The sequence below is a fragment of the Bradyrhizobium sp. BR 1432 genome, from assembly GCF_051547705.1.
GTDB classification, from domain to species: Bacteria; Pseudomonadota; Alphaproteobacteria; order Rhizobiales; family Xanthobacteraceae; genus Bradyrhizobium; species Bradyrhizobium zhanjiangense.
In genome coordinates this window covers 2741688-2764914 of sequence record NZ_JBPUGF010000003.1, presented here as the reverse complement: position 1 = coordinate 2764914, position 23227 = coordinate 2741688, and the positions used below count along the sequence as shown (strand labels likewise).

18 protein-coding genes are annotated in these 23227 nt (G+C 64.3%); 9 read left to right on the top strand and 9 right to left on the bottom strand.

Translation table 11 applies throughout. From position 1 onward, the window contains the following. Position 1 precedes the first annotated feature (1 nt). Both ACSKB8_RS13165 and ACSKB8_RS13160 read left to right on the top strand, forming a co-directional pair. Positions 2 to 1108: a cyclic nucleotide-gated ion channel gene (locus ACSKB8_RS13165; protein ID WP_438104538.1), complete on the top strand. Its 1107-nt coding sequence runs from the start codon at positions 2 to 4 to the stop codon at positions 1106 to 1108. Positions 1109 to 1120: 12 nt separating this feature from the next. Continuing rightward, complete coding sequence (locus tag ACSKB8_RS13160) at positions 1121 to 1903, top strand: enoyl-CoA hydratase/isomerase family protein (protein ID WP_438104536.1); 783 nt, start codon at positions 1121 to 1123, stop codon at positions 1901 to 1903. A 219-nt stretch (positions 1904 to 2122) separates the two neighbouring features. Here ACSKB8_RS13160 and ACSKB8_RS13155 read toward each other — a convergent pair whose 3' ends face one another. Beyond that, entirely contained in the window at positions 2123 to 2767 is a 645-nt protein-coding gene (locus ACSKB8_RS13155) for a glutathione S-transferase family protein (RefSeq protein WP_438104534.1), read from the bottom strand. A gap of 85 nt (positions 2768 to 2852) precedes the next feature. On the opposite strand from ACSKB8_RS13155, the gene ACSKB8_RS13150 reads away from it, so the two are divergent. Together ACSKB8_RS13150 and ACSKB8_RS13145 are read left to right on the top strand one after the other, a co-directional pair. After that, positions 2853 to 3833 (top strand): helix-turn-helix transcriptional regulator, encoded by a 981-nt coding sequence (locus tag ACSKB8_RS13150; protein WP_438104533.1) that lies wholly within the window; start codon positions 2853 to 2855, stop codon positions 3831 to 3833. Positions 3834 to 3969: 136 nt separating this feature from the next. Next, positions 3970 to 4218 (top strand): hypothetical protein, encoded by a 249-nt coding sequence (locus tag ACSKB8_RS13145; protein WP_128936708.1) that lies wholly within the window; start codon positions 3970 to 3972, stop codon positions 4216 to 4218. 56 nt (positions 4219 to 4274) lie between these two features. On the opposite strand, the gene ACSKB8_RS13140 is transcribed toward ACSKB8_RS13145, so the two are convergent. The 3 genes from ACSKB8_RS13140 to ACSKB8_RS13130 all read right to left on the bottom strand — a co-directional run bounded on the left by ACSKB8_RS13140 (position 4275) and on the right by ACSKB8_RS13130 (position 7192). Further along, complete coding sequence (locus ACSKB8_RS13140) at positions 4275 to 5222, bottom strand: fatty acid desaturase (protein ID WP_438104531.1); 948 nt, start codon at positions 5220 to 5222, stop codon at positions 4275 to 4277. Between the two features lie 14 nt (positions 5223 to 5236). Then, positions 5237 to 6253, bottom strand: coding sequence for an alpha/beta fold hydrolase (locus ACSKB8_RS13135; RefSeq protein ID WP_438104529.1), 1017 nt, complete (start codon positions 6251 to 6253; stop codon positions 5237 to 5239). A gap of 135 nt (positions 6254 to 6388) precedes the next feature. Beyond that, positions 6389 to 7192, bottom strand: coding sequence for an MBL fold metallo-hydrolase (locus ACSKB8_RS13130; protein WP_438104528.1), 804 nt, complete (start codon positions 7190 to 7192; stop codon positions 6389 to 6391). A gap of 186 nt (positions 7193 to 7378) precedes the next feature. Here ACSKB8_RS13130 and ACSKB8_RS13125 point away from each other — a divergent pair, with 186 nt between their 5' ends. Then, positions 7379 to 8575, top strand: a complete 1197-nt coding sequence (locus tag ACSKB8_RS13125) for an MFS transporter (protein WP_438104526.1) — start codon at positions 7379 to 7381, stop codon at positions 8573 to 8575. A gap of 292 nt (positions 8576 to 8867) precedes the next feature. On the opposite strand, the gene ACSKB8_RS13120 is transcribed toward ACSKB8_RS13125, so the two are convergent. Together ACSKB8_RS13120 and ACSKB8_RS13115 are read right to left on the bottom strand one after the other, a co-directional pair. Then, positions 8868 to 10481, bottom strand: coding sequence for an acyl-CoA synthetase (locus tag ACSKB8_RS13120; RefSeq protein ID WP_438104524.1), 1614 nt, complete (start codon positions 10479 to 10481; stop codon positions 8868 to 8870). A gap of 115 nt (positions 10482 to 10596) precedes the next feature. After that, positions 10597 to 11364, bottom strand: coding sequence for a FadR/GntR family transcriptional regulator (locus ACSKB8_RS13115; RefSeq protein WP_438104523.1), 768 nt, complete (start codon positions 11362 to 11364; stop codon positions 10597 to 10599). 169 nt (positions 11365 to 11533) lie between these two features. Between ACSKB8_RS13115 and ACSKB8_RS13110 the strand changes: the two genes are divergently transcribed. The 4 genes from ACSKB8_RS13110 (at position 11534) to ACSKB8_RS13095 (ending at position 17942) form a co-directional block, all read left to right on the top strand. Then, a complete protein-coding gene (locus ACSKB8_RS13110; RefSeq protein WP_438104521.1) occupies positions 11534 to 12739 on the top strand; it encodes an ABC transporter substrate-binding protein in 1206 nt (401 codons plus the stop codon). A 249-nt stretch (positions 12740 to 12988) separates the two neighbouring features. Further along, positions 12989 to 14056, top strand: a complete 1068-nt coding sequence (locus ACSKB8_RS13105; protein WP_438104520.1) for an HlyD family secretion protein — start codon at positions 12989 to 12991, stop codon at positions 14054 to 14056. After that, on the top strand, positions 14053 to 16827 hold the full coding sequence (gene rbbA, locus ACSKB8_RS13100) for a ribosome-associated ATPase/putative transporter RbbA (RefSeq protein WP_438104518.1): 2775 nt from the start codon (positions 14053 to 14055) through the stop codon (positions 16825 to 16827). The genes ACSKB8_RS13105 and rbbA overlap by 4 nt, the downstream gene beginning before the upstream one ends. A 2-nt stretch (positions 16828 to 16829) precedes the next feature. Next, on the top strand, positions 16830 to 17942 hold the full coding sequence (locus tag ACSKB8_RS13095) for an ABC transporter permease (protein WP_438104516.1): 1113 nt from the start codon (positions 16830 to 16832) through the stop codon (positions 17940 to 17942). A gap of 16 nt (positions 17943 to 17958) precedes the next feature. On the opposite strand, the gene ACSKB8_RS13090 is transcribed toward ACSKB8_RS13095, so the two are convergent. From ACSKB8_RS13090 to ACSKB8_RS13080, 3 genes are all read right to left on the bottom strand, one after another. Then, positions 17959 to 18447, bottom strand: coding sequence for a DUF2059 domain-containing protein (locus ACSKB8_RS13090; protein ID WP_438104515.1), 489 nt, complete (start codon positions 18445 to 18447; stop codon positions 17959 to 17961). Between the two features lie 36 nt (positions 18448 to 18483). After that, on the bottom strand, positions 18484 to 19701 hold the full coding sequence (locus ACSKB8_RS13085) for an OpgC domain-containing protein (RefSeq protein ID WP_370987908.1): 1218 nt from the start codon (positions 19699 to 19701) through the stop codon (positions 18484 to 18486). 327 nt (positions 19702 to 20028) lie between these two features. Next, entirely contained in the window at positions 20029 to 23085 is a 3057-nt protein-coding gene (locus tag ACSKB8_RS13080; protein WP_438104513.1) for an ATP-binding protein, read from the bottom strand. Positions 23086 to 23227: the final 142 nt, after the last annotated feature.

Here is a 23227-nt window from a genome sequence, read left to right as displayed (position 1 = left end):
CATGTCCAAGCCGTTGATTTCCGCTCTGGCCCAGTTCGCGGCCGCCACGGCCGGCCGCAACATGACCAAGACGGCCTATGTGGCCGTCGGCGTCGGCGTGCTCAGCATGGTGCTGCTGACAGACAACCGGGCCAATGAGGCGCGCGGCTGGGTTAACGGCCTGCTATGGGTCTGCCTCGCCTATTTCGTGTTCGAATGGCTGGTCCGGCTGCGCCACATGGCGCGCCAAGGGCGGCTTTCGCTCTATATGTCCTCCTCCGCCGGCATCGTTGACGCGATCGGCGCGCTGGCCGTGCCGCTCGCGCTGGTTCTCGGCGTCGAGCCGAAGACGGCGTGGCTGCTCAGCGTGCTCTGGGTGCTGAAGGTGGTGCCGGGCATTCCGGGCTTGCGGCAGCTCCGCCGCGTGCTCATGCTGGAATCCGGGCCGCTGGTCAGCGTGCTCGTGATCTTCCTGATGGTGATCTTTCTCGCCTCGGTCGCCGAATATTTCCTGGAGCGGGACGTGCAGCCGCAGACGTTTGGCAGCGTGCCGGCCGCGTTGTGGTGGGCGGTGGTGACCTTGACGACGACGGGCTATGGCGACGTCGTGCCGGTCACGCCGCTCGGACGCATGGTGGCGGCGCTGGTGATGATCTCCGGCCTCGGCGTGTTCGGGCTGTGGACCGGTATTCTGGCGACCGGCTTTGCCGCGGAGACCCGTCGCGACAATTTCCTCAAGACCTGGGAATCCGTCAGCAAGGTGCCGTTCTTCGCTGCGCTTGGGCCTGCGGCCATCGCCGACGTCACCCATATGCTGCGGACCATGGAGCTGCCGGCGCGCACGTTGGTCATCCGCAAGGGGACGCAGGGCGACTGCATGTATTTCATCGCCGCCGGCGAGGTCGAGGTCGACCTGCCCGGCAAGAAGGTGCAGCTCGGTGAAGGCGCCTTTTTCGGCGAGATGGCGCTGCTCGGCAACAACAAGCGCGGTGCCAACGTCTCGACCACGAAAGTGTCGCGGCTCTTGGTGCTCGACCTCGTCGATTTCCGCGTGCTGATGGCGCGGCATCCCGATCTTGCCGAGACCATCGACGCCGAAGCAAAACGGCGCGCGCTCGAGAACAATTAAATGGAGACAAGAATGTCGGACACAGCCGACGCGACCAGCCCCGTACTCGACATCACCGGCGCACGCGCCACCATCCGCCTCAATAGGCCAAAACATCTCAACCGGCTCCAGGCGGAGGATCTCAGCGACCTGGTCAAGTTGTTCGACCGGATCGAGAGCGATCCGGCCATTCGCGTGCTGGTGCTGACCGGCACCGGGCGCGCCTTTTCCGCCGGCTACGATCTCAATTCGGTGGCGGAGCGCGCGGTGAGCGCGAGCGAGCGGCAGAGCGCGGGCTCGGCGTTCGAGGTGGTCGTCAACCGTCTCGAGGATTTGGGCGTGCCGACGATCTGCCGGGTCAACGGCGGCGTCTATGGCGGCTCGACCGACCTCGCGCTGGCCTGCGATTTCCGTATCGGCGTCGACACCGCCGAGATGTTCATGCCGGCGGCACGGCTCGGGCTGCACTATTACCCGAGCGGCATCAAACGCTACGTGACCCGGCTCGGCGTCGACAATGCGAAAAAACTGTTCCTCACCGCCTCGAGGATCAGCGCGCCGGAGATGCTGCGCATCGGCTATCTCACTGCCATGGTGCCGGTGGAATTTTTGGACGAGGAGGTCGACAAGCTCGCTGGCGTCCTCGCCGGCAACGCGCCGCAGGCGATGCGCGGCATGAAGCGTGCCATCAACGAGTTCGCCCGCGGCGAGCTCGACGAAGCCGCCGCCGACCAGCGCCACCGCGACAGCATGCGTGGCGACGAGATCAAGGAAGGCATCAAGGCGTTCGCCGAGAAACGGGCACCGCGGTTTTGAGAGATCGGGGAGGGAGCACGAGGGCGCGCTCCACATTCAGCCGTCGTCCCGGACAAGCGCAACTCAAGCGCGCGCAGATTCGGGACCCATAACCACAGGGAGTGGTAACGATGGCAAGCTGATAACTCCGAGTCTTCGCCACACCAAATCCTGTGGTTATGGGTCCCGGGTCTGCGCTTACGCTTGCCCGGGACGACAGCGGAGATTGAGGCGCGCTGCCTACCCCCCAGCAGCCTTGGCATGCTGCGCCGCCATCTCGGCGTCGGCCGCCGTGATGCGCTGGTACGCAGGCCGTGAGGTGATGCGCTCGGCATAGCGGACGAAAACGTCCCTCTTCGGCACGATGCCGAACATCATGGTCCAGCTGAACGCGACGCCCCACAACACATCCGCCGCCGTCATACGCTCGCCGAGCAGATACGGCCCCCTCGACAGCTGCGCCTCGAGCGCGCCCAGCATGGTGTCATAATCGGCATAGGGCGATTGCGTGATCGGCGCCGGCTCGCGCTGCATGAACTTGTCGATCATGGCCGGCTCGAACGAGGCACCATGATAGGCGATCCAGCGCAGATAAGGACCGCGCAAGGAATCGTTCAGCGCGGGCGTCAGCCCCGCCTGCGGAAACAGGTCGGCGAGATAGATGGTGATCGCGACCTGCTCGGTCACCAGCGCCTCGCCGTGGCGGACCGCCGGCACCTTGCCGAGCGGGTTGATGGCGAGATAAGCGGGCTTGCGCTGCTCGCCGGCCTTCATGTTGAGGACATGGAGATCGTAGGGCGCGCCCAACTCCTCCAGCAGCACCCGCGTGCCGGTGGCGCGGCTCTGCGGCGAATAATACAGCGTGATGCGGTTCGGATCGGTCATGGCGGGTCTCCCATCTGCCCATTTGGCGATGGCATCTGTAGCGGACCATACCTGACATCCTGTGTCAGGTATGGTTTAAGGGATCATGCGCGCGAGCCGAATGCTGTCGATCCTCACCACCCTCCAGGCCAGAGGGCAGGTCACCGCGCCCGAGCTCGCCGCAGCCTGCGAGCTCTCGGTGCGCACGATCTATCGCGACATCGATGCGCTCGCCGCCTCCGGCGTACCTGTCTATGCCGACCGCGGCGCCGAGGGCGGCTATCGCCTGCTCGATGGCTATCGTGTACGGCTGAACGGGCTGTCGCAGAGCGAGGCAGGCGCGCTGTTCCTGGCGGGTTTGCCGGGCCCGGCCGCGGCGCTCGGGCTGGACGCTGCGATGATCGCCGCGCAGAACAAGCTGATGGCCGCGCTGCCTGCGAATCTGCGCGAGGACGCCGGGCGGATGCAGGAACGTTTTCACCTGGATGCGCCGGGCTGGTTCGGCGAGGCCGAGGACCCAAAGCATCTGCGCACCATCGCCGGCGCGGCGTTGCGCGGAACGCTGATCAAGATCCGATACCAGAGCTGGCGCGCAGAGAAACAGCGCCGCGTCGCCCCGCTCGGCCTCGTGCTGAAGGGCGGCAGCTGGTATCTCGCAGGGCAAGTCGACGGCAACGTGCGAACCTATCGCGTCGCGCGGGTGCTCGACTGCACGGCGCTCGACGATCGCTTCGATCGTCCCGCCGATTTCGATCTCGCGGCTTACTGGCAGGCCGCGACACTTCGTCTCGAGGCCGAGATGCATCCCAATGTCGCGGTCGTCCGGCTGTCGCCGTTCGGCGTCAAGCTGCTCGACGCGTTGAGCCAGCCTTACGTCAAGGCACGCACGCAGCTTGAGGAGACCGTCGACGCAGATGGCTGGCGCATCGCCAGGGTCCCGGTCGGCAAGACGTCATGGCATGCCGCGGCCGAACTGTTGCGGCTGGGCCCCGAGGCCGAAGTGCTGGAGCCCGCCGATCTCCGCGACAAGATGATCGAGCTGACGCAGGCGATGGCCGCGCGCTATCGCGTGGCGCGGAAAGCCTGACGGCGGCACATTTTGCCGCGGCCCACGAAACAATCCTGAAACACAATTCTCAGCCATCGCGGTGAACGCATTCGCGTCTCGGTCCGACCGAGATGCAGGGACACAACAATGACCCTGCGCCACATGGAGAATGAAGATGTTTCGTAAGCTTGCACTTGGTCTGATCGCTGCCGGCTCGCTCGGCGTTGCCGCGCTCGCCCCCACCGCCGCCTCGGCCGGCGGCTTCCATCATCACCACTGGGGTCATGGCTGGGGCCCGGGTTGGGGCTTCGGCGGCGTCTATGTCAACACCGGCGTCAGCAACTGCTACCAGGAGCGCCTCGTCCAGACCCGCCACGGCCTGCGCGTCCGCGTCGTGAATGTCTGCGCCTACGGGATCTACTGATATCGCGCCTTCACGACAAAGCTCCGGTCGCACCGCGACCGGAGCTTTGCGTTGAGCTAGCCACTCTGCCGCTGCCGGCGAAACCAGGCCCAGGTCTCGCGCGTCGTTCTGATGTAGCCGCGGCCGCAATGGACGATCTCGCCATCGACGAGCTCGTTCAGCTGCGGCAGCGCATGAAAGGGGATTGACGGATAGGCGTGATGCTCGACATGATAGGGCATGTTCCACGCGAACCATTTGACGATCGCGCCCGTATAGGTCGTGCGGGTATTCTGGAAGGCGCTGCGGGTGCGGTCGCAGCCGGTATGCTCGGCGTAGAGATAGGGCCGCAGGAAGAACTGCCCGATCGCAAGCGGGACGATCCATACCCAGAGCAGCAGCGCCGAGGAGAGCCACAGCGACAGTGCAAGCAACAGCGCATAGAGCGCGACATAGGCGCGCGCCTCGGTCACGATGATGGCGCGCTTGCTCTCGGGGATCCAGGGCACGACGACCTTGCCGCTGACGGCGTGGCCGAGCATCAGCCGCAGACGCCCGGCGACCTGGAGCAGACCGCTATAGGCGATCGCGAGCTGGGTGTCGGAGGTCGCCTTCACGCCAACGATCAGCTCAGGATCCTTGTCCGGATCCTGGGTGTAGCGATGATGATCCCAGTGAAACAGGCAGTAATATTCGTAAGGCAATCCGATGATGAAGGCCGAGAGATAGCCCACAGTGAGATTGAGGCCGCGGCTTTTGAACGCGGTCTTGTGCGCGGTCTCGTGCACCGCCATGAACAAGAACGCCACGAGATAGCCCTGCACCGCCATCAACGGCAGCGCCCAGAGCACGCCATGGCGCGAGGCGACCATCCAGATCAGCGTACCCACCAGTGCGACTGCGCCGTAATGGCCGAGGCTCTGCGCCGCGCCCCTGAGGTCGGAGCGGACCGACAATTGGCGCAGCATCGCCGGTGTCAGCGGTTTCAGGCGATGGCCGGGCTCTGAAACGGTTGTGTCAGTCATGACCGGATGCCTGCCTATCTGATGAGGAGCGCTGCGATCTCGGCCTTGATGAAAGCCTGATCACGCGGATTGTTCACGGGGTTGCCGGCACGATGGCCGTGCTGCGACGGGATCGGATGCAACACCGCGGATTTTGCGCTGGTCAACCGGCCGAGCTCGTCTTCGTTGTCGCGGACGTCGAAATAGCGATCGGTCGCGCCCGGCATCAGCAGCATGTGGGCCTTGATCGCGGCGAGCGCGCGGTCGAAATCGCCACCGAATGCGGCGCAGCGGCTGACGTCACCACTCTGCCAGATCTCGATCTGCGCCAGGAGATCATTGGCATCGCGCCGCGCAAAGGTCGCATCCCAACCACGGACGAGATAATCCTCCAGCGAGGTGGAACCGGCTTCGCGCCAAATCTCGTCGCGATAGAAGCCATGCGACATCGCCCAGCCGGCATAGACGCGTCCCATCGCGCGGTAGCCGGCGATTGGCTTCTCGACGAAGCGGCCGTCGCGGAAGGCGGGATCGGCGGTCAGCGCGGCCTTCACGCTTTCGAGAAAGACATGATTGTAAGGCGCGCAGCGCGCGCTGCCGCAGACGATCGCTGCGCGCTCGACCATATCAGGATGCAGCGCCGCCCAATGATAGGCCTGCATGCCGCCCATCGACCAGCCATAGACCAGCGCGAGCGTCGAGATGCCGAAACGTTCGGTGAGCAGCCGGTGCTGGACCGCGATCGCGTCGTGATAGGTCACCTTCGGGAACGGCACGGCCGTATTCGACGGCGATGACGACAGGCCGTTGCCGAACAGGTTCGGGATGATGATGAAGTAGCGTGTGGGATCGAGCACGCCGTCGGGCCCGATCAGCCATTCGGTGTCGACGTGCTGCGCGCTGAACGAGGTCGGATAGAGGATGACGTTGTCCCTGGCCGGGCTCAGCGTTCCATAGGTCTTGTAGGCGAGCTTCAGCGCGGGAAAGACGGTGCCGGACTGGAGCGTGACGTCGCCGGCCTCGAATATCTCGTAGTCGCGTTGCGCCGTCATGGACCCAACTCCCGCTCACGCACTGCAAGTCGCGCGGCGTTTGGCGATGCATCGATCATGCCGAAATCCGCGCTCAATAATGTACTTATAGTACAGTTATTCGGGCGTAGCAAGCGCTCCCGAACCGGCATGTGGTCAGGCGATGGCCGCCAGATAACGCGCGACCGACGCCTCAAACGCGGCCTTGGCACCTGCGGCGATGTTGCGGTCCCACCAGGCACCATAGATGCGATCGAAAGCGAGCGGCTCCACCGCCGCCGCGATCCGCCGCACCGCGGCGGCGTTGAGCGGCATGTAGTTGGGGTAGGAATACATGAAGCTGACGAAGCGGCGATCCATCGTCACCTGCGCGATATCGCCGGTGAGCAGCGCGCCCCTGCCGTCCGCACCGTGCCGCCAGTGCAGCACGGTGGCGCCGGCGAAATGACCGCCAGTGCGCAGCAACATCACGTCGTCGGAAATGCGATGGTGATCGCCAGCCCAGTGCACGATCGATGCATGTGGCCGCGTCACCCATTGGCGGTCATCAGCGTGCAGATAGACCGGCACGCCGCCGAACGCCTCGCTCCAGTCGGCAAGCGCACCATAATAATGCGGATGCGAGATTGCGATCGCCTTCAGTCCGCCGAGCGAACGCACATGCGCAATCGCCTCCGGCGTTGCCAGCGGTACGCAGTCCCACATCAGGCAGCCGTCGCTGAGCGGCACCAGCAGCGCGCGCTGGCCGATGGCGAAGTCCGGCTCGAGCGAGAGGCCGGTCAGGCCGAGATCGTCCCGCCAGACGACACGGTGGCGCTCTGCCAGCGTCTCGCGCGTCAGGAAAATCTGCCCTTTCCAACCCACATACTGCCGTTCGTCCTCGCAGATGGGACAGGATGCGGGCGGATGTCCGCTGTCCGGAAATTGCGCGCCGCAGGTTTCGCAGGTCCAGAGTGGCATGGCCATGATCCTGATTGAGACTGTCGCAAGTATGACATGACGTCGCGGGCCCTGCGATCACAAGGACGATCGGAACCAACGCGATGAGCGCAGGTTAGGTTCTGGTCCGCCCGGGCACCTATGGGCCCGCAGTCTCCGCCTCATGCGAGATCTCAGTCGATCGGCAGCATTGCGTTCAGCGTCTCGATGACATCGCGCCCTTCACCTCGTATCTGGCCCCTGTTCGCGCTCAACTTCTTCATGGCCGACATGCAGTCGGGCATCGGGCCGTTCGTCGGCGTCTTCCTGCAGGAGCGCGGCTGGGCGAGCGGATTGATCGGCACCGCGATGACGGTCGGCAATGTCGCGGGCATGCTGGTCACGACGCCGATCGGCGGCTTCATCGATTCCAGTCGCAACAAGCGCATGTGGGTCGTCATTCCCGGCATCTGCGTGGTGCTGGCGTCCGCAATCATCCTGATCTCGCAAAACTTCTGGGCCGTCACCTTTTCCCAGATCGCGCAATCGCTGGCGAGTGCCGCGATCGTGCCGGCGGTGACCGGCATCACGCTCGGCATCGCCAAGCAGAAGGGCTTCAACGCACTCAATGGTCGCAACCAGGCGTACAATCACGCCGGCAACATGGTCGGTGCCGCGCTGTCGGGCTATCTTGGCTACAGGTTTGGCTATTTTGCCGTTTTCGTGCTGGCGGCCGTGTTCGGCGCCATCGCGATCGCCTGCGTGCTGATGATCCCCGCCAAGGCGATCGACGATCGCGCCTCGCGCGGCAGCAAGGAGGATGACTCGAAAGCTCCGCCGGATGCGATGACGATGTTGCTCAAGCACAAGCCGCTGCTCGTGCTGGCACTCGCGCTCGCCCTTTTCCATCTCGGCAATGCCGCGATCGTGCCGCTCTATGGACTTGCAGCGGTGGCCGACGCCCAGGCCAATGGCCCGAGCTTCGTCGCGACCACTATCGTGATCGCGCAGGGCGTGATGATCGTGACCTCGCTGATCGCGATGAAGGTCGCGAGCAAGCGCAATTACTGGCCAGTGATCCTGATCTCCTTCATGTTCCTGCCCATCCGCGGCGTGCTTGCCTTCTTCGTCACGGGATGGTGGGGCGTCGTACCGATGCAGGTGCTCGACGGCATCGGCACCGGGCTCCAGACGGTTGCCGTCCCCGGCATGGTCGCGCGCTCGCTCAACGGCACCGGCCGCATCAATCTCGGCCAGGGCGCCGTGATCACGGTGCAGGGCGTCGGCGCGAGCCTCAGTCCGGCGCTCGGCGGCTGGATCGCGCAATGGGTCGGCTACGGTCCGACCTTCCTGCTGCTCGGCGGTTTCGGGCTGGTCTCGATGGCGCTGTGGCTGGCCTTCGGGGCGGCAGTGAAGAAATATTGAGTTCTTCCCCCTCTCCTTGCCCTGCACGGGGAGAGGGCCGGGGTGACGGGCCGCGTCCGTGGAAATGATGCTAGAGGGAACTCGCGCAGTTTCCTCCTCCTGTCATTGCGAGCGCAGCGAAGCAATCCAGACTGCCACCGCGGGAAGACTCTGGATTGCTTCGCTGCGCTCGCAATGACGATGTGGATGCCGACTTATTTCAAACCTACGGGAGGGACTCGCGGAGACCTCGCCCGCATCCGCCTTCGCTAAAGCTTCGGCGGGACAGGCGCGGGAGAGGCGAAAAGCGCGTTCACGTTCCAAAATTCTTCTGAATCGCCTTGTCGAGCGTCTCGCCGCCGACGAAGCGCTGACGCAATTCGCGCTTGAGCAGCTTGCCGCTCGGATTCTTCGGCAGGCTATCAACAAAGATGACGCGCTTGGGCACCTTGAAATGCGCCATCTGGCCGGCGCAATGCTTGATGACGGACTCTTCGTCCAGCGTCTCGCCGCTCTTGACCACGACGATCGCGGTCACCGCCTCGATCCAGCGCGGATCAGGCAGGCCGACGACGGCGACTTCGGAGACAGCGGGGATGCGGTAGACCATCTCCTCGACCTCGCGGCTTGCGACGTTCTCGCCGCCGGTCTTGATCATGTCCTTGACGCGATCGACCACGGTGATGTGGCCCTCGTCGTCGACGGTGGCGAGGTCGCCCGAGTGAAACCAGCCGCCCGAAAACGCCGCCGCGGTCTTCACGGGATCGTTGTAATAGCCGGACAACAGATGCGGCGAGCGGTGCACGATCTCGCCGACCTCACCAACCTTGACGTCCTCCATCGCGGTGTTGACCACGCGCGTCTCGACGTTGAGCACCGGCTTGCCGGCCGAGCCGGCCTTGCGCAGCTGGTCCTCGGGGCGCAGCACGGTCGCGAGCGGAGCGATCTCGGTCTGGCCGTAGAAATTCCAGAATTTCACGTTGGGCAGACGGCGTTGCAGCTCGAGCAGCACCTCCACAGGCATGATCGAAGCGCCATAATAGCCTTTCTGCAAGGTCGACAGATCGGTCTTGTCAAAGTTCGGCGAGCGCAGCATCGCGATCCAGATCGTCGGCGGCGCGAAGAACGAGGTGATCCTGTGCGCCTGGATCAGCGCCAGGATGTTGTCGGCGGTCGGCTTGCCCGTGATCACGCCGGAAGCGCCGAGATAGATTTGCGGCCCCAGAAAGACGTCGAGCTGGGCGCAGTGATACAGCGGCAATGCGTGCAGGAACCTGTCGTCCACGCTCATGCCGCCGTCGATGATGCAGCTGACATACTGCCACATCACGGCTTCATGGGTCAGCATCGCGCCCTTGGGCAGCGACTCCGTGCCGCTGGTGTAGACGATCTGTGCGAGATCACGGCTGTCGACGGACGCGCCCAGGAACGAGCCGTCGGCATGCAAGAGATCATCGAAGGTGGTGAGGCCCGAAGGTGCCGTGGCGGGATCCTCTCCCGGCAACCAGATCATCTTCTCGATCGCGCAATCCTTGGCGCTGGCCGCGCGCGCCGGCTCGACGAAATCAGGGCCGGTCGCGAGCAGCTTTGCGCCAGAGCTCTTCAGGATGAAATTGATCTCGTCCGGATTGAGCATGAAGTTGATCGGCACCAGCACGGCGCCGATCCGTGCCACGGCAAAGCGCAGCGCCGCGAAGGCGTGTGAATTGCGCGAGAGCACCGCAAGACGGTCGCCTTTCTTGATGCCGAGGCCGAGCAGGCCGCGGCCGAGCCGGTTGCAGATCGCGTCCATCTCCGCGAATGTCCAGCTCACATCGCCGCAGCTCACCGCGAGCTTATTCGGTGCGCGGCCGCCTGCGCGGCGCAGGAGATCGCCGATGGAATGCTCGCGGGCTTTCGCGATGGTGGCTGCGGTGTCGCCGGTCATGTGTCCCTCCGATGTGACGTCTTTGTTTATTGAAGCAGTTTGAATTCTTGAGGCTTGTCTTTATTTTGCGAATGATCTTCTCGGAAGACCGCTTCACACTTTTCCGGATCATGCGCTACCTGCGCCGGGCCGCCTGCGCGTGCTCCATGTACATGTGCTCGACCGAGCGATCGAGCGAAGCGATCTTCTCGAAGCCGCGGCGCCAGTCCTGCAAGTGCCGGCGCGTCCACAGCACGCCGGCCTCGCGGTCGCGGCGACGGATCGCGTCGATCAGATGGCGATGCGCGGCGACGAGACGCGGCCCGCCTTCGGCCACGCCAGTCACGATCATCTCGGTGGTCGGATAGAACAATTGCGCGGCCGGCTCGCGGGCGAGCTGAAGCACCCGGTTCTGCGAGGCCTTGGCAACCAGCACGTGGAATTCGGCATCGCATTCGGCGAGCATCGCGGGATCACCGACCACGGCCTCGCTGCGCGCGAGATTGTCGGTGAGCTCGGCGATGTTGTCTTCCGTCGCCCGCTCCACTGCGCCTTCGATGCTGGCGACTTCCAGCGTCATCGACGCCTCGTAGAGCTCGCGGAAGGTGACCTCATGCAGGACCAGGGCGCGGCTGAGCCGGCTTGCCAGCTTGCTGTAGCGCGGCAGGCAGGCGTGCAGGCGGCGCGAGGAGTCGCGCCGGATCAGCCCGCCCTCCTCCAGCACACGGATGCCCTCGCGAATGGTCGAGCGGTTGACGCCAAACTGGCGGACGAGATCGTGCTCGGTGCCGATGGGATCGCCCGGCTTGATGCGGCCATTGACGATCTCGCGTTCGATGGCGTCGGCGACCTTCTGATAGGCCGGCGCGACATCGAGCGGACGAAAGAGCGGCGCGACAGGCAAGACGGCCTCCAATGTCGATTGTCCGACAAACTATATTGCTTCGCCTAGGGTGCGTCAAACTACGTCACGGAAGTCAGATCCGGAGCAAATTGACTCCGCAGGAACCCAGCTCTAACTTTGTCGGACAAAGGGACAGGATAGTTCCCCATACAAGAGGAAACCGTTATCCATGAGACCTATCGCAGCCCTCATGTCTGCGGCCGGCCTGCTGTCGGCTGTGCTGATCTCTCCCACCTCCGCCCAGCAGGCACCGCTCAAGATCGGCGTGCTCTCCGACTTCTCCTCCGTTTATTCCGACATCGGCGGCATGGGGAATGTCGAGGCCACAAAAATGGCGATCGAGGATTTTGGCGGCCAGATGTTCGGCAAGCCGATCGACATGGTCTCGGCCGACGTACTCAACAAGCCCGACGTTGCCTCCACCATCGCCCGCAAATGGTGGGAGACCGAGGGCGTCGACATGATCATCGACCTGCCGACCTCGGCCACCGCGCTCGCGGTGATGGAGCTGTCGAAGCAGTACGAGAAGATCATGATCGTGACGGACGCGGCCAGCTCCGACATCACCGGAAAATCCTGCTCGCCCTACACCGCGCACTGGACCTACGACACCTATGCCAACGCGCACACCGTCGGCAGCGCCATCGTCAAGAACGGCGGCGATACCTGGTTCTTCCTCACCGCCGACTACCTGTTCGGCCATTCGGTCGAGCGCGACACCGGCGACGTCGTGAAGTCGGCGGGCGGCAAGGTGCTCGGCAGCGTCAAGCATCCGCTCAACACGGCGGACTTCTCGTCATTCCTGCTCCAGGCCCAGGCCTCCAAGGCCAAGATCATCGGGCTCGCCAATGGCGGCGGCGACACCATCAACGCGATCAAGCAGGCCGGCGAGTTCGGCATCGTCGCCGGCGGCCAGAACCTGGCTGCGATCGTGATGTTCATCTCCGACGTGCACAGCCTTGGCCTCAAGCTCGCGCAGGGCTTGATCGTCACCGAGGCCTATTACTGGGACCTCAACGACAAGACCCGCGGCTTCGGCAAGCGCTTCCTGGAACGCGTCAAGCGCATGCCGACGATGAACCAGGCCGCGACCTACAGCGCCACGCTGCATTACCTCAAGGCCGTGCAGGCTGCGGGCACGAAGGACACCAAGACAGTGATGGCCAAGATGCGCGAGCTGCCGGTGCGCGACGCCTTCACCGACAACGGCGTGCTGCGTGAGGACGGCCGCATGGTGCACAGCATGTACCTGTTCCAGGTGAAGAAGCCCGAGGAATCGAAGGGGCCGTGGGACTACTACAAGCTGCTCGCCGAGGTATCCGCCGACCAGGCGTTCCGGCCGTTGAAGGATGGTGGCTGTCCGCTCGTGAAGTGAGGCGGCACGGCTCACTTGTGGGCCGACGACATCTGTTCAGCTAGGCTTGCCTGTCCGCCTGATCAGCCAAGGCGGGCGGGCCGCGGCGACGAGCTGCCCAAAATAGGGACAGGCATACCTCGTTGCCGTCTGATCTGCATCAAGTTGCGATGCAAAAATCGCTGCATGTTGAGCCGGCCCTTCTGCGTGATCAGCGGTGGGGCGTTCGTGTCTCAACATGTGGGCGCCGCTGCGCGGCGTGGTGGACTGATGAACTTCACTTCCGGCCGCGTCATTGCCGCGATCACCATCCTCCTTGCGGGCGGCGGCTATTTCTACTGGCAGCACCGCGACACCAATGCACTTCCCGCGGGTTTCGCCCGCGGCGACGGCCGTATCGAGGCGGTGGAGATCGACATCGCCACCAAGACGCCGGGACGAATCCGCGAGATCCTGGTCAACGAAGGCGACTTCGTGACTGCGGGCCAAGTTCTGGCGCGGATGGACACCGAGCAATTGCAGGCCCAGCGCCGCCAGGGCGAAGCGCAGCTCCAGCGCGCGTCAATCAATGTCGAGACCGCGAAGAGCCTCGTCAACCAGCGCGAGGCTGAACGCAAGGCTGCGGAGGCCGTTGTCGACCAGCGCGTCGCGCAGCTCGACACCACGAGCCGCAAGCTCGATCGCTCCGAGCAGCTGATCAGGACAAGTGCAGTGTCGCAGCAGGTGCTGGACGACGACCGCTCTGCCAACGCCACGGCGAAGGCGGCGCTTGCCGCTTCGAAGGCCCAGGTCGCAGCATCCGAGGCCGCGATCAGCTCCGCCCGCGCCATGGTGATCGATGCGGGAGCAGCGGTCGACGCGGCAAAGGCCGCGATCGAGAGCATCAACGCCGATATCAATGATAGCGTGCTGAAGGCACCGCGCGACGGCCGCGTGCAGTATCGCGTGTCGCAGCCCGGCGAGGTGCTCGCGGCCGGCGGCCGCGTCCTCAACATGGTCGATCTCGGCGACGTTTACATGACGTTCTTCCTGCCTACGGCGCAGGCCGGCCGCGTCGCGATCGGCGCCGACGTTCGTCTCGTGCTCGATGCCATCCCGCAATATGTGATCCCGGCAAGAGCCACCTTCGTCGCTGACGTCGCGCAATTCACGCCCAAGACGGTCGAGACCGAGGAGGAGCGGCAGAAGCTGATGTTCCGGATCAAGGCGCATATCGCGCCCGAGCTGCTGCGCCAGCATATCGAGCATGTGAAGACCGGCCTGCCCGGGATGGCCTATGTGCAGTTCGATCCAGCCGCGCAATGGCCCGACAATCTCAAGATCAAGCTGACCCGATGAGCGCGACTGCCACAGCCGATGCATTGGCTGCCGTCGGCAGCGTGGTGCATCTGGACGGCGTGGGCCTGAACTACGGCAAGACCCGGGCGCTCGATGCCATTACGCTCGACCTGCCGTCCGCCTGCATGGTCGGACTGATCGGTCCCGACGGCGTCGGCAAATCGAGCCTGCTCGCCCTGATCGCGGGCGCGCGTGCGATCCAGGAAGGACGCATCCATGTGCTCGGCGGTGACATGGCGAGCTCACGGCATCGCCGCACGGTCTGCCCCGATATCGCTTATATGCCGCAGGGCCTCGGCAAGAATCTTTATCCGACGCTGTCGGTGTTCGAGAACATCGACTTCTTCGGCCGCCTGTTCGGACACGACAAGGCGGAACGAAGCAGACGGATCGCGGGCCTGCTGCGCGATACCGGGCTCACCGCCTTCGCCGACCGCCCCGCCGCAAAACTCTCCGGCGGTATGAAGCAGAAGGTGGGCCTGTGCTGCGCTCTGATTCACGATCCCGAGCTTCTGATCCTGGACGAGCCGACCACGGGCGTCGATCCCTTGTCTCGACGTCAATTCTGGGAACTGATCGCCTCGATCCGCGACAGCCGGCCTGGCATGAGCGTGATCGTCTCGACCGCCTATATGGAGGAAGCCGCGCAATTCGACGTCCTGGTCGCGATGAACGCCGGCCGCGTGCTGGCGACGGGAACCCCGGTCGCGCTGAAGGGACAGACCGGCGCCGACACGCTCGATGAGGCGTTCATCCGTCTGTTGCCGGAGGCAGATCGCGGCCATCACACCAGTGTCGTCATCCCTCCACGCAACGACGATCATGACGAAATCGCGATCGAGGCCAACCACCTGACCCGGCGGTTCAACGACTTCGTCGCCGTGGACGACGTCAGCTTCCGCATCAGGAAGGGCGAGATCTTCGGCTTTCTCGGCTCGAACGGGTGCGGCAAGACCACGACCATGAAGATGCTCACCGGCCTCTTGCCCGTCAGCGAAGGCAACGCGCGCCTGTTCGGCAAGGCGATCGATGCCCGCGACATGTCGGTGCGGCGGCGCATCGGCTACATGTCGCAGGGCTTTTCGCTCTATTCGGAGCTGACGGTCACACAAAACCTCGACCTGCATGCGCGGCTGTTCGAGCTGCCGGCGGACACTATTGCCGCGCGCATCGACGAGATGATTATCCGGTTCGATCTCGCCGATGTCGCCGATACTCTGCCCGACGCGCTGCCCCTCGGCTTGCGGCAGCGGCTGTCACTGGCGGTCGCCATGATCCATGCGCCCGATATCCTCATCCTCGACGAGCCGACCTCTGGCGTCGATCCGGTTGCCCGCGACCGCTTCTGGAAGATCCTGGCCGAGCTCTCCCGCGAGGACAACGTCACGATTTTCGTCTCGACCCACTTCATGAACGAGGCCGAGCGCTGCGATCGAATCTCGCTGATGCATGCAGGCAAGGTGCTGACGTCGGACACGCCCGCTGCCATCGTGGCCGCGCGCGGCACCGACACGCTGGAGCAGGCTTTCATCGCCTGTCTGGAGGAAGCGATCGCCGAATCCCGGAACTCGGCCGGCCAGCCGGCAGTCACATCGCCCGTGCCGGCGGCGACGGCCACGGCGCTCCCGCGCAAGCGCAGTGCGACATTCAATCCGACCCGCATGCTCGCCTATTCCCGGCGCGAAGCGCTAGAGCTGCGGCGCGATCCGATCCGCGCCACGCTCGCGATTCTCGGCAGCGTGCTCTTGCTGTTCGTGCTCGGCTACGGCATCAGCTTGGACGTCGAAAACCTGACCTTCGCCGTGCTCGACCGCGACGACAGCGCCATCAGCCGCGACTACAGCCTCCAGATCGCGGGATCGCGCTACTTCACCGAAAAGCCACCGATCAGCGACTATGCCGACCTCGACCGCCGCATGCGCGCCGGCGAGATTGGCCTCGCCATCGAATTGCCGCACGGCTTCGGCCGCGACGTCAGCCGCGGCCACCGTGTCGAGATCGGCGCCTGGGTCGACGGCGCCAACCCGACCCGCGCCGAGACGCTGCGCTCCTACGCCCAAGCGATTCACGCCACCTGGCTGGCGCAGAAGGGCCGCGAACTCTATGGCGAGGCGGCGATCGCCGGCTCCTACCAGCTCCAGCTGCGCTATCGCTACAATCCAGACGTCAGAAGCGTCGTCGCCATGGCACCCGGGATCATCCCGCTGCTGCTGGTCATGATCCCGGCGGTGCTGGCGGCGCTCGCGGTCGTGCGCGAGAAGGAGCTCGGCTCGATCGTCAATTTCTATGTGACGCCGGTGACGCGGCTGGAATTCCTGCTCGGCACGCAGCTGCCTTACGTGCTGCTGGCATTCGGCAACTTCCTCCTGCTCGTCGGCTTTGCGCTCGCCGTTTTCGGCGTGCCCTTCACCGGCAGCTTTGCGACCTATGCGCTCGCCGCCCTGCTCTACGTCACGGCCACAACAGGCCTGGGGCTCGTGATCTCGGCCTTCATGAAAAGCCAGATCGCGGCTCTGTTCGGCACGGTCCTGATCACGCTGATCCCGGCCATCCAATATTCCGGGCTGATCGATCCCGTTTCATCGCTCCAGGGCTTAGGCGCCCTGGTCGGGCGACTCTATCCTACTGCCTATTTCGTCACGATCTCGCGGGGCACCTTCTCCAAGGGCCTGGGGTTCGACACCCTTCACAACGATCTCCTGGCGCTCGCCGTCACGGTTCCGGTGCTGGTGGCGGCCGGGGCTGTGCTGCTGAAGAAACAGGCCCGCTGACCATGCGCTTTGACAACGTGCTCCAGCTCGGCATCAAGGAATTGCGCGGCCTGGTGCGTGACCCCATGCTGCTCGTACTCATCGTCTATTCCTTCACGCTGGCGGTCTATGCCGGAGCAAGAGCGCTGCCGGAGACCCTGAACCGCGCCGCGATCGCCATCGTCGACGAGGATCATTCGCCAGTCTCGACCCGCATCGAGATGGCGTTCACCGTGCCCTATTTCTCCAAGCCGCGCCTGATCTCGCAATACGAGATGGACCGGAGGATGGATGCCGGCCTCGACACCTTCGCGCTGGACATCCCGCCGGACTTCCAGCGCGATCTGCTGGCGCGGAAGTCGCCAGCCATCCAGCTCAACGTCGACGCCACGCGAATCTCGCAAGCGTTCAACGGCGGCGGCTATGTCGAACAGATCGTCAGCGCGGAGGTCGCGGAGTTTCTGGCACACACCCGTGATGCGCAGACGCCGCCGATCGAGCTGGCGCTGCGGGCGCGCTTCAACCCCGAGCTGAAGAAGTCATGGTTCGGCGCCATCGACCAGGTGATCACCTCGGTCACCATGCTCTCGATCATCCTGACCGGCGCAGCGTTGATCCGCGAGCGCGAGCATGGCACGATCGAGCACCTCCTGGTGATGCCGGTTACCCCCTTGGAGATCATGGTGAGCAAGGTCTGGTCGATGGGAGCGGCGGTGTTGGTTGCCTCCGCCCTGTCGATCGGCTTCGTGGTGAAGGGATGGCTGGCGGTCACGATCGACGGCTCGCTGGCGCTGTTCCTGCTCGGCGCGGCGCTGCAGCTGTTCGCCACCACCAGCATGGGCATCTTCCTGGCCACGGTCGCCGGATCGATGCCGCAGTTCGGGCTGCTGCTGATCATGATCCTGCTGCCGCTACAGACGCTTTCAGGCAGCATGACGCCGCGGGAAAGCATGCCGCAATTCGTCCAGGACATCATGCTGGCGGCGCCCAACACGCATTTCGTGATGCTCGCGCAGGCGATCCTGTTCCGCGGCGCCGGCCTCGAGGCGGTGTGGCCGCAGCTCGTCGCGCTCACGCTGATCGGTGGCATCTTCTTCGTGATCGCGCTGCGGCGTTTCCGCGCGTTTCTGGCCTAGCCCGCAGTCGCGCGGTTCAGAGCTTGTGGCCCTTCTGGCGCAGCGCCTCGATCAGGCGCTGCTTCAATTCGTCGGCGGCCTTCAGGCTGACGTCCTGGCCGATCTGGGCGCCAGCCTGCGCCAGCGCGTCCGACTTCGCCAGGAATTTCTGCCCTGCCGGCTGGGCATAGAACGCCTCGATCTGGCGCAGCTCATCCACCGTGAAGCTCGCGGCATAGAGCGCGGCGACCTGGTCGATGATCGATGCCAGGAACGGGGCGTAGATCTCGGAGCCAGGGGCCGTCATCGCGTCATAGTCGCGCTCGATCTCCGGCCTGTCCTGGGCGACCACGGGCCTCAGCTTGAGCAGGAGCTGCGGCAGCAGCGTGCGGTACTGATCCGCGATCTTCAAGGCGACCACGAGCTTGCGCGCTGCGGTCATCGCCTCGGGTGACGGCGCCTGGGCCGACGCCCCGCAGACGAGGAGCAGGAAGATTCCGGCGATTGTCGACAAACGTCTGGACATGGACCCTCCGTGAGAATGCAAGGCGGCGCGGTGCGTTCAGCGGCTCGCAGGCGCGGCGGCAGCGCTCACGGCCGGCGCGTTGTCCAATGCGGTGTCGGCCTCCTCGACCTCCGTCACCTTCACGAACAGTTTCGGCACGCGTTCAGCCCGGCCGAGCAGCCAGGCCGCGCCGACCATGATGACGATGCCGACGGTGGAGACGGCGAGCTGCTCCCAGACGCCCTTGGTGTATTGCGTCAGGATCCAGTGCGCCGAGAACGACAGGAACACGCCGAGGCAGAAGATCGGCAGCGAATGCTGGCCGCAGAGGATGACGGGCCGCAGCCATGTTGAATGCAGCGCCCGCCATTTGCGCGAGAGGAAATGAGTCACCCAGATCGCCAGTGCCAGGAAATGCGTGAAGCGCAGCATGTCGAGATCGGTCTTGTCGATCGGGTAGATCGCCTTGATCATCGATTTCGGGATCAGCGCCTCGAGCGCAGGGACGTGCCAGGTCATCACGATCAGCAGCGCGAAGATCAGCCAGACTGCGGCCAGCCCCATCGCCGCCTTCGACCACACCCATGTCGCGATCTTGTCGATCTGGCCGATGCCGCACCAGGCCGCGAACACGAACATCAGCTGCCAGCAGAACGGATTGAAATACCAGGTCGTACCGGGCGGATAGGACGCGATGTTCCAGTCGAACCAGCGCGACAGCACGTAGAGCACGACGGAGCCGGCGAGCGTCAGGTTCGGTCGGCGCACCAGGCACCACACGATGAAGGGCGAGGCGAGCACCAGCGTGATGTAGAGCGGCAGCACGTCGAGATTGACCGGCTTGTATTTCAGGAGGATCGCCTGCCCGATCAGCTCGTCCGGATGCGCCAGGAAATTGAACACGTTGAACTCGTGCTCGTACATCGGATTGTCGAAGCGACGCACGGTGCGCGCGATCTGCGCCGTGAACAGCAGGAACAGCATGATGTGGGCGACATACAGCTCGGCCGCGCGCCGCCACAGCCGCTTGGCCGCGGCGAGAAACCAGCCGCCCGCGACGATCGGTCCATAGATCCAGCCGACCAGATAGCCGGAGATGAAGACGAAGAACTCGGCGGCGTCGCTGAAGCCGTAGTTGCGCAGCGTCAGCCAGGCCACGACGTCGTGCGGGATGTGATCGAGGAAGATCATCCACAGACCGATGCCGCGGAACAGATCGAGCCGCAGGTCGCGCTCGACCGGCGCCAAAAGTGCTGACTGGTCCCGTGTAATCATGGCCCGCCTCGTTCGGTGGGCGTCGCGCCATCGCGGCGCCGGAGAATCGGATGCTAGAAATTGAAAACCAAAAGTCACCTGGCCCTGCGGCTAGTACCAACGGTAGCCGACCTTGCTGCGCGCGCAAGAGACTTTGTCATCGGGCGGAGACGCGGGCATGCCGTCCTCTGCACTGGACGATGACGGAGCCTGCAAAAATGTGAAAAAACAACCCCATGCACAGTAGAAGCGTCGTGCTAAGCCTTTGTATCAATTGCAATATTTAATTGACCCGTCGGGCAGAAAAACCGACACGACGGTACCATCGCACGCCCAACAGATGAGGGTTCAGGTGAGCTCATCGCCTTGGGCAAGCATCTCGCCTAGCATCGCCTCGGCCTTGTGCCGGAGCGGCAGCGCGCCGCTCTCGGAGGCGATCGCGATGGCGGCGCGCAAGGAAGCGAGCATGGCCGCTCTGCTTTCGGTGCTGGACGCCGGCGTCACCACGGCTTCGCCAAACACGGCCTCCGCCTCAAGGCCCGAAAACCCCTGCTGGCGCGCCGTGTTGCGCGCCTCGCGCAGCATGTTCTGCGCACCCCTGACATCGCCGAGGCGGTAGGTAGCCAGCGCCAGGTAGATCGAGCTGCGCAGCACCGCCGAGGTATAGCCGACCGCCTTCGCCTCCTCGCGCGCCTCGGTCAGCATGCCCCGCGCCCGCTCGAACAGGCCCTGGTCCAGATAGGCCATGCCGAGATGGCAGGCGAGCACCGGCACGAACAGCCGGATGCCGTGCTTCTGCGCGAGGACAAAGCCGCCCTCGAGGATGGAAGCGGCCGCCGCCGGATCGTTCTGCCCCAGCTTCAGCCATCCGCCGCTATAGGCGGCCGCGACGCGGTCGTAGGGGCGGCCGGTCTCCTCGGCGATCGCGGCGGCCTGTTGCTGGAGCTGCTCGGCGACGTCGAGCTCGCCCATCACGGTGTGGGTGAGGCTCTTCATCATGCAACAGAGGAGAAGGGTATATTTCGGGGGCGTGCCGATCGGTGGGCTGGCATCCGGCCCCTGCAACTGGGTACGGACGCGCGCAAACGCCTGCTCGGCCCCCTGATAGCGTCCGGCGAGAAAATAAGCCTGCCCGAGACCGTATTCGGCGGCATTCAGCCAACCCAGATTGCCCCACTCCTTCGCAAGGACGATTACATCCTCGCTTATCGCAACCGCCTCGGCAGGGGTACCGTAGAAGTTTTGAGCGGCAGCAGCGACCGTCATCGCGGCAACTTTGCGCTCGATATCATCGATTGCGCTGGCCCGCCGCTCGGCCTCCTTTCCATGATCCAGCCAGTCGGATACCTGTCCGGATGCCATGAACGCCAAACGCGCCTCTAGCCGGAGGTCGATGGCATTTGCCTCCCGTGAACGGGTGAGATCCGTTCTGTCCAGAGAGTTCATCGCGATCACGAAATAATTGGCGGCATCGGTAAACGCCGAGCGCGCCAAACATTTTTGCGCGGCTTCCCTGCCGTGGCGAAACGCCTTCCGCCAATCCTTCGCCCGCGTCGCGTGATAGCAGAGCGTGTCCGGGCCATCGGCCCATGCCTGGTCGCTCTCAAGGGCGGCAAGTATGCTGGCATGGATGCTTTCGCGCACCTTTTCGACCATCGAATCGTAGGTCACCTGCCTGACCATCTCGTGGCGAAATTCGAGCGAATCCTCCAACTCACTGTCGATCTTGACCAGCAGTTCGGCCCGGTCGAGTGCGGCGAGGCAATCCTGCAGGACGTCTTCCGGCAAGGCTGCCACTTTCCGCAACGTGGCCTGGTTGGCCCGGGATCCAAGCGCCGCGGCGATCTGAAGAAGTGACCTTTCCTGTCGAGACACGCGATCGAGCCGTGCCGCGATCACACCTTGAATGCTGCTGGGGATGCCGAGCTCGTCCACAGGACGCGCAAGGGAAAGGTCACCCCACTGGCCAAGAAGCAGGCCGCTGTCCTTCAGATTGCGGCAGACCTCCTCGATGAACAGCGGAACGTTGGCGGTATGAGAGATGATCCGATTCTTCAGGTCCGCATTCGAGGTGGCGGGGCCAAGCATCTCCGCAAGCATGGCCAGGCCCGAATCGTCGTCGAGAGGCCGCATCGCCACGATCTCCGCGTGACAACTTGAGATCCACACCGGCATTCCGTTGGGCCGCGTTGTCAGCAGCACAAGCAAATCGGGGCTTTGCAGTCCGGAAAGGGTGGCCACAATCGTGTCGCTGGCCCGATCGATCCAGTGCAGATCTTCGATCAGGAGGACCGTGCGCTGGCGACGAGCGATGCTCTCGACGATCGCGCAGCTCGCGTCTGCAATCGCGCGACCGCGCGCGTGAGGCTCCAATTCGTCCCACTGCGGATCGGATATCGGTAAGTCCAGGACCGCGTCGATGGCTCGTTGCTGCACCACCGGCAACGCGTCTCTGGGATCGACCGTTCTGGTCTGGTCCCTCGCAGCTGCATCAAAGACCGACAGCAACAGGCGCTTGAGGGCGCTGTAGGGGGCACCCTGGAGATTCGGGCTGCACTCGGTATCGATCAACCGCCAGCCACCGGCTCGAAGGTCCTGGGCGAACTCATGTGCGAGCCGCGACTTTCCAATGCCGGCGTCGCCCATCAGCAGAACGGTCTGTCGGCTTGTCGCAACCTTCTCCGCAGCGCGCCACAGCAGCGCCCGCTCCGTCGTGCGATCGACGAACCGCGAGACGCTGCGGGCGCGCCGCACTCGCCAGCTCGAAAGATCACTCGCGCCCAGAAGCCGGTAAACCGGAAGCGGCTCATTGAATCCGCGCAACGCCTTGCGACCGAGAAAGTCGAAACGGACGTGCCCTTCCGCAAGCTTCTGACAGGCCTCGGACACGAATATCTGGTTCGCCTCGGCTGCCGATTCCAGCCTCGCAGCGAGGTGCTGCGCGACGCCGCCGATCTCGTAAACCTTGGAAAACTCGCTCGCGACCATGTAGGTGACGACATGACCGGAGTGCAGACCGACCCGAACCTGAAGTCTGGGATCACCAAGGCCGACGACGCGCCGGACCAGTTCGATCGCGGCGTGGCAGGCGAGCGGAGCGTGATTGTCGTCGGCGATCGGTGCACCGAATACAGCGGCCAGCCCGTCCCCCAACTCCTTGCTGACGATGCCGCCGAACTGGCGCACCGCGCCTCGCATGGCTGCAAGTGCTGGCTCAAGCCGCGAGACGGCCTCTTCCGGCTCCAGCTCGGCGACCAAGCCTGTCGAATCGATCACATCGGCGCGGAGAATAGTTACGAACCTGCGCTCGCTCTCAGGATCTTCCCGCCGATGGACCATGGCACCGCATTTCGGACACCGACCATCATCCGAATCGATCGTCGACTGACACGTCAAACAGTGCATCCGAGTGCCTTCAATGTCCCGGGAAGATAGCCGGCCATCCCCGGCGAGCGTTTAGATTACCAGTCGAAGACTTGTTATCAATGAGCCCTAGGGCATTGCGACTCGGCTGCCTTGCTGGACGAAGCACAGCCCCCGATGGTAC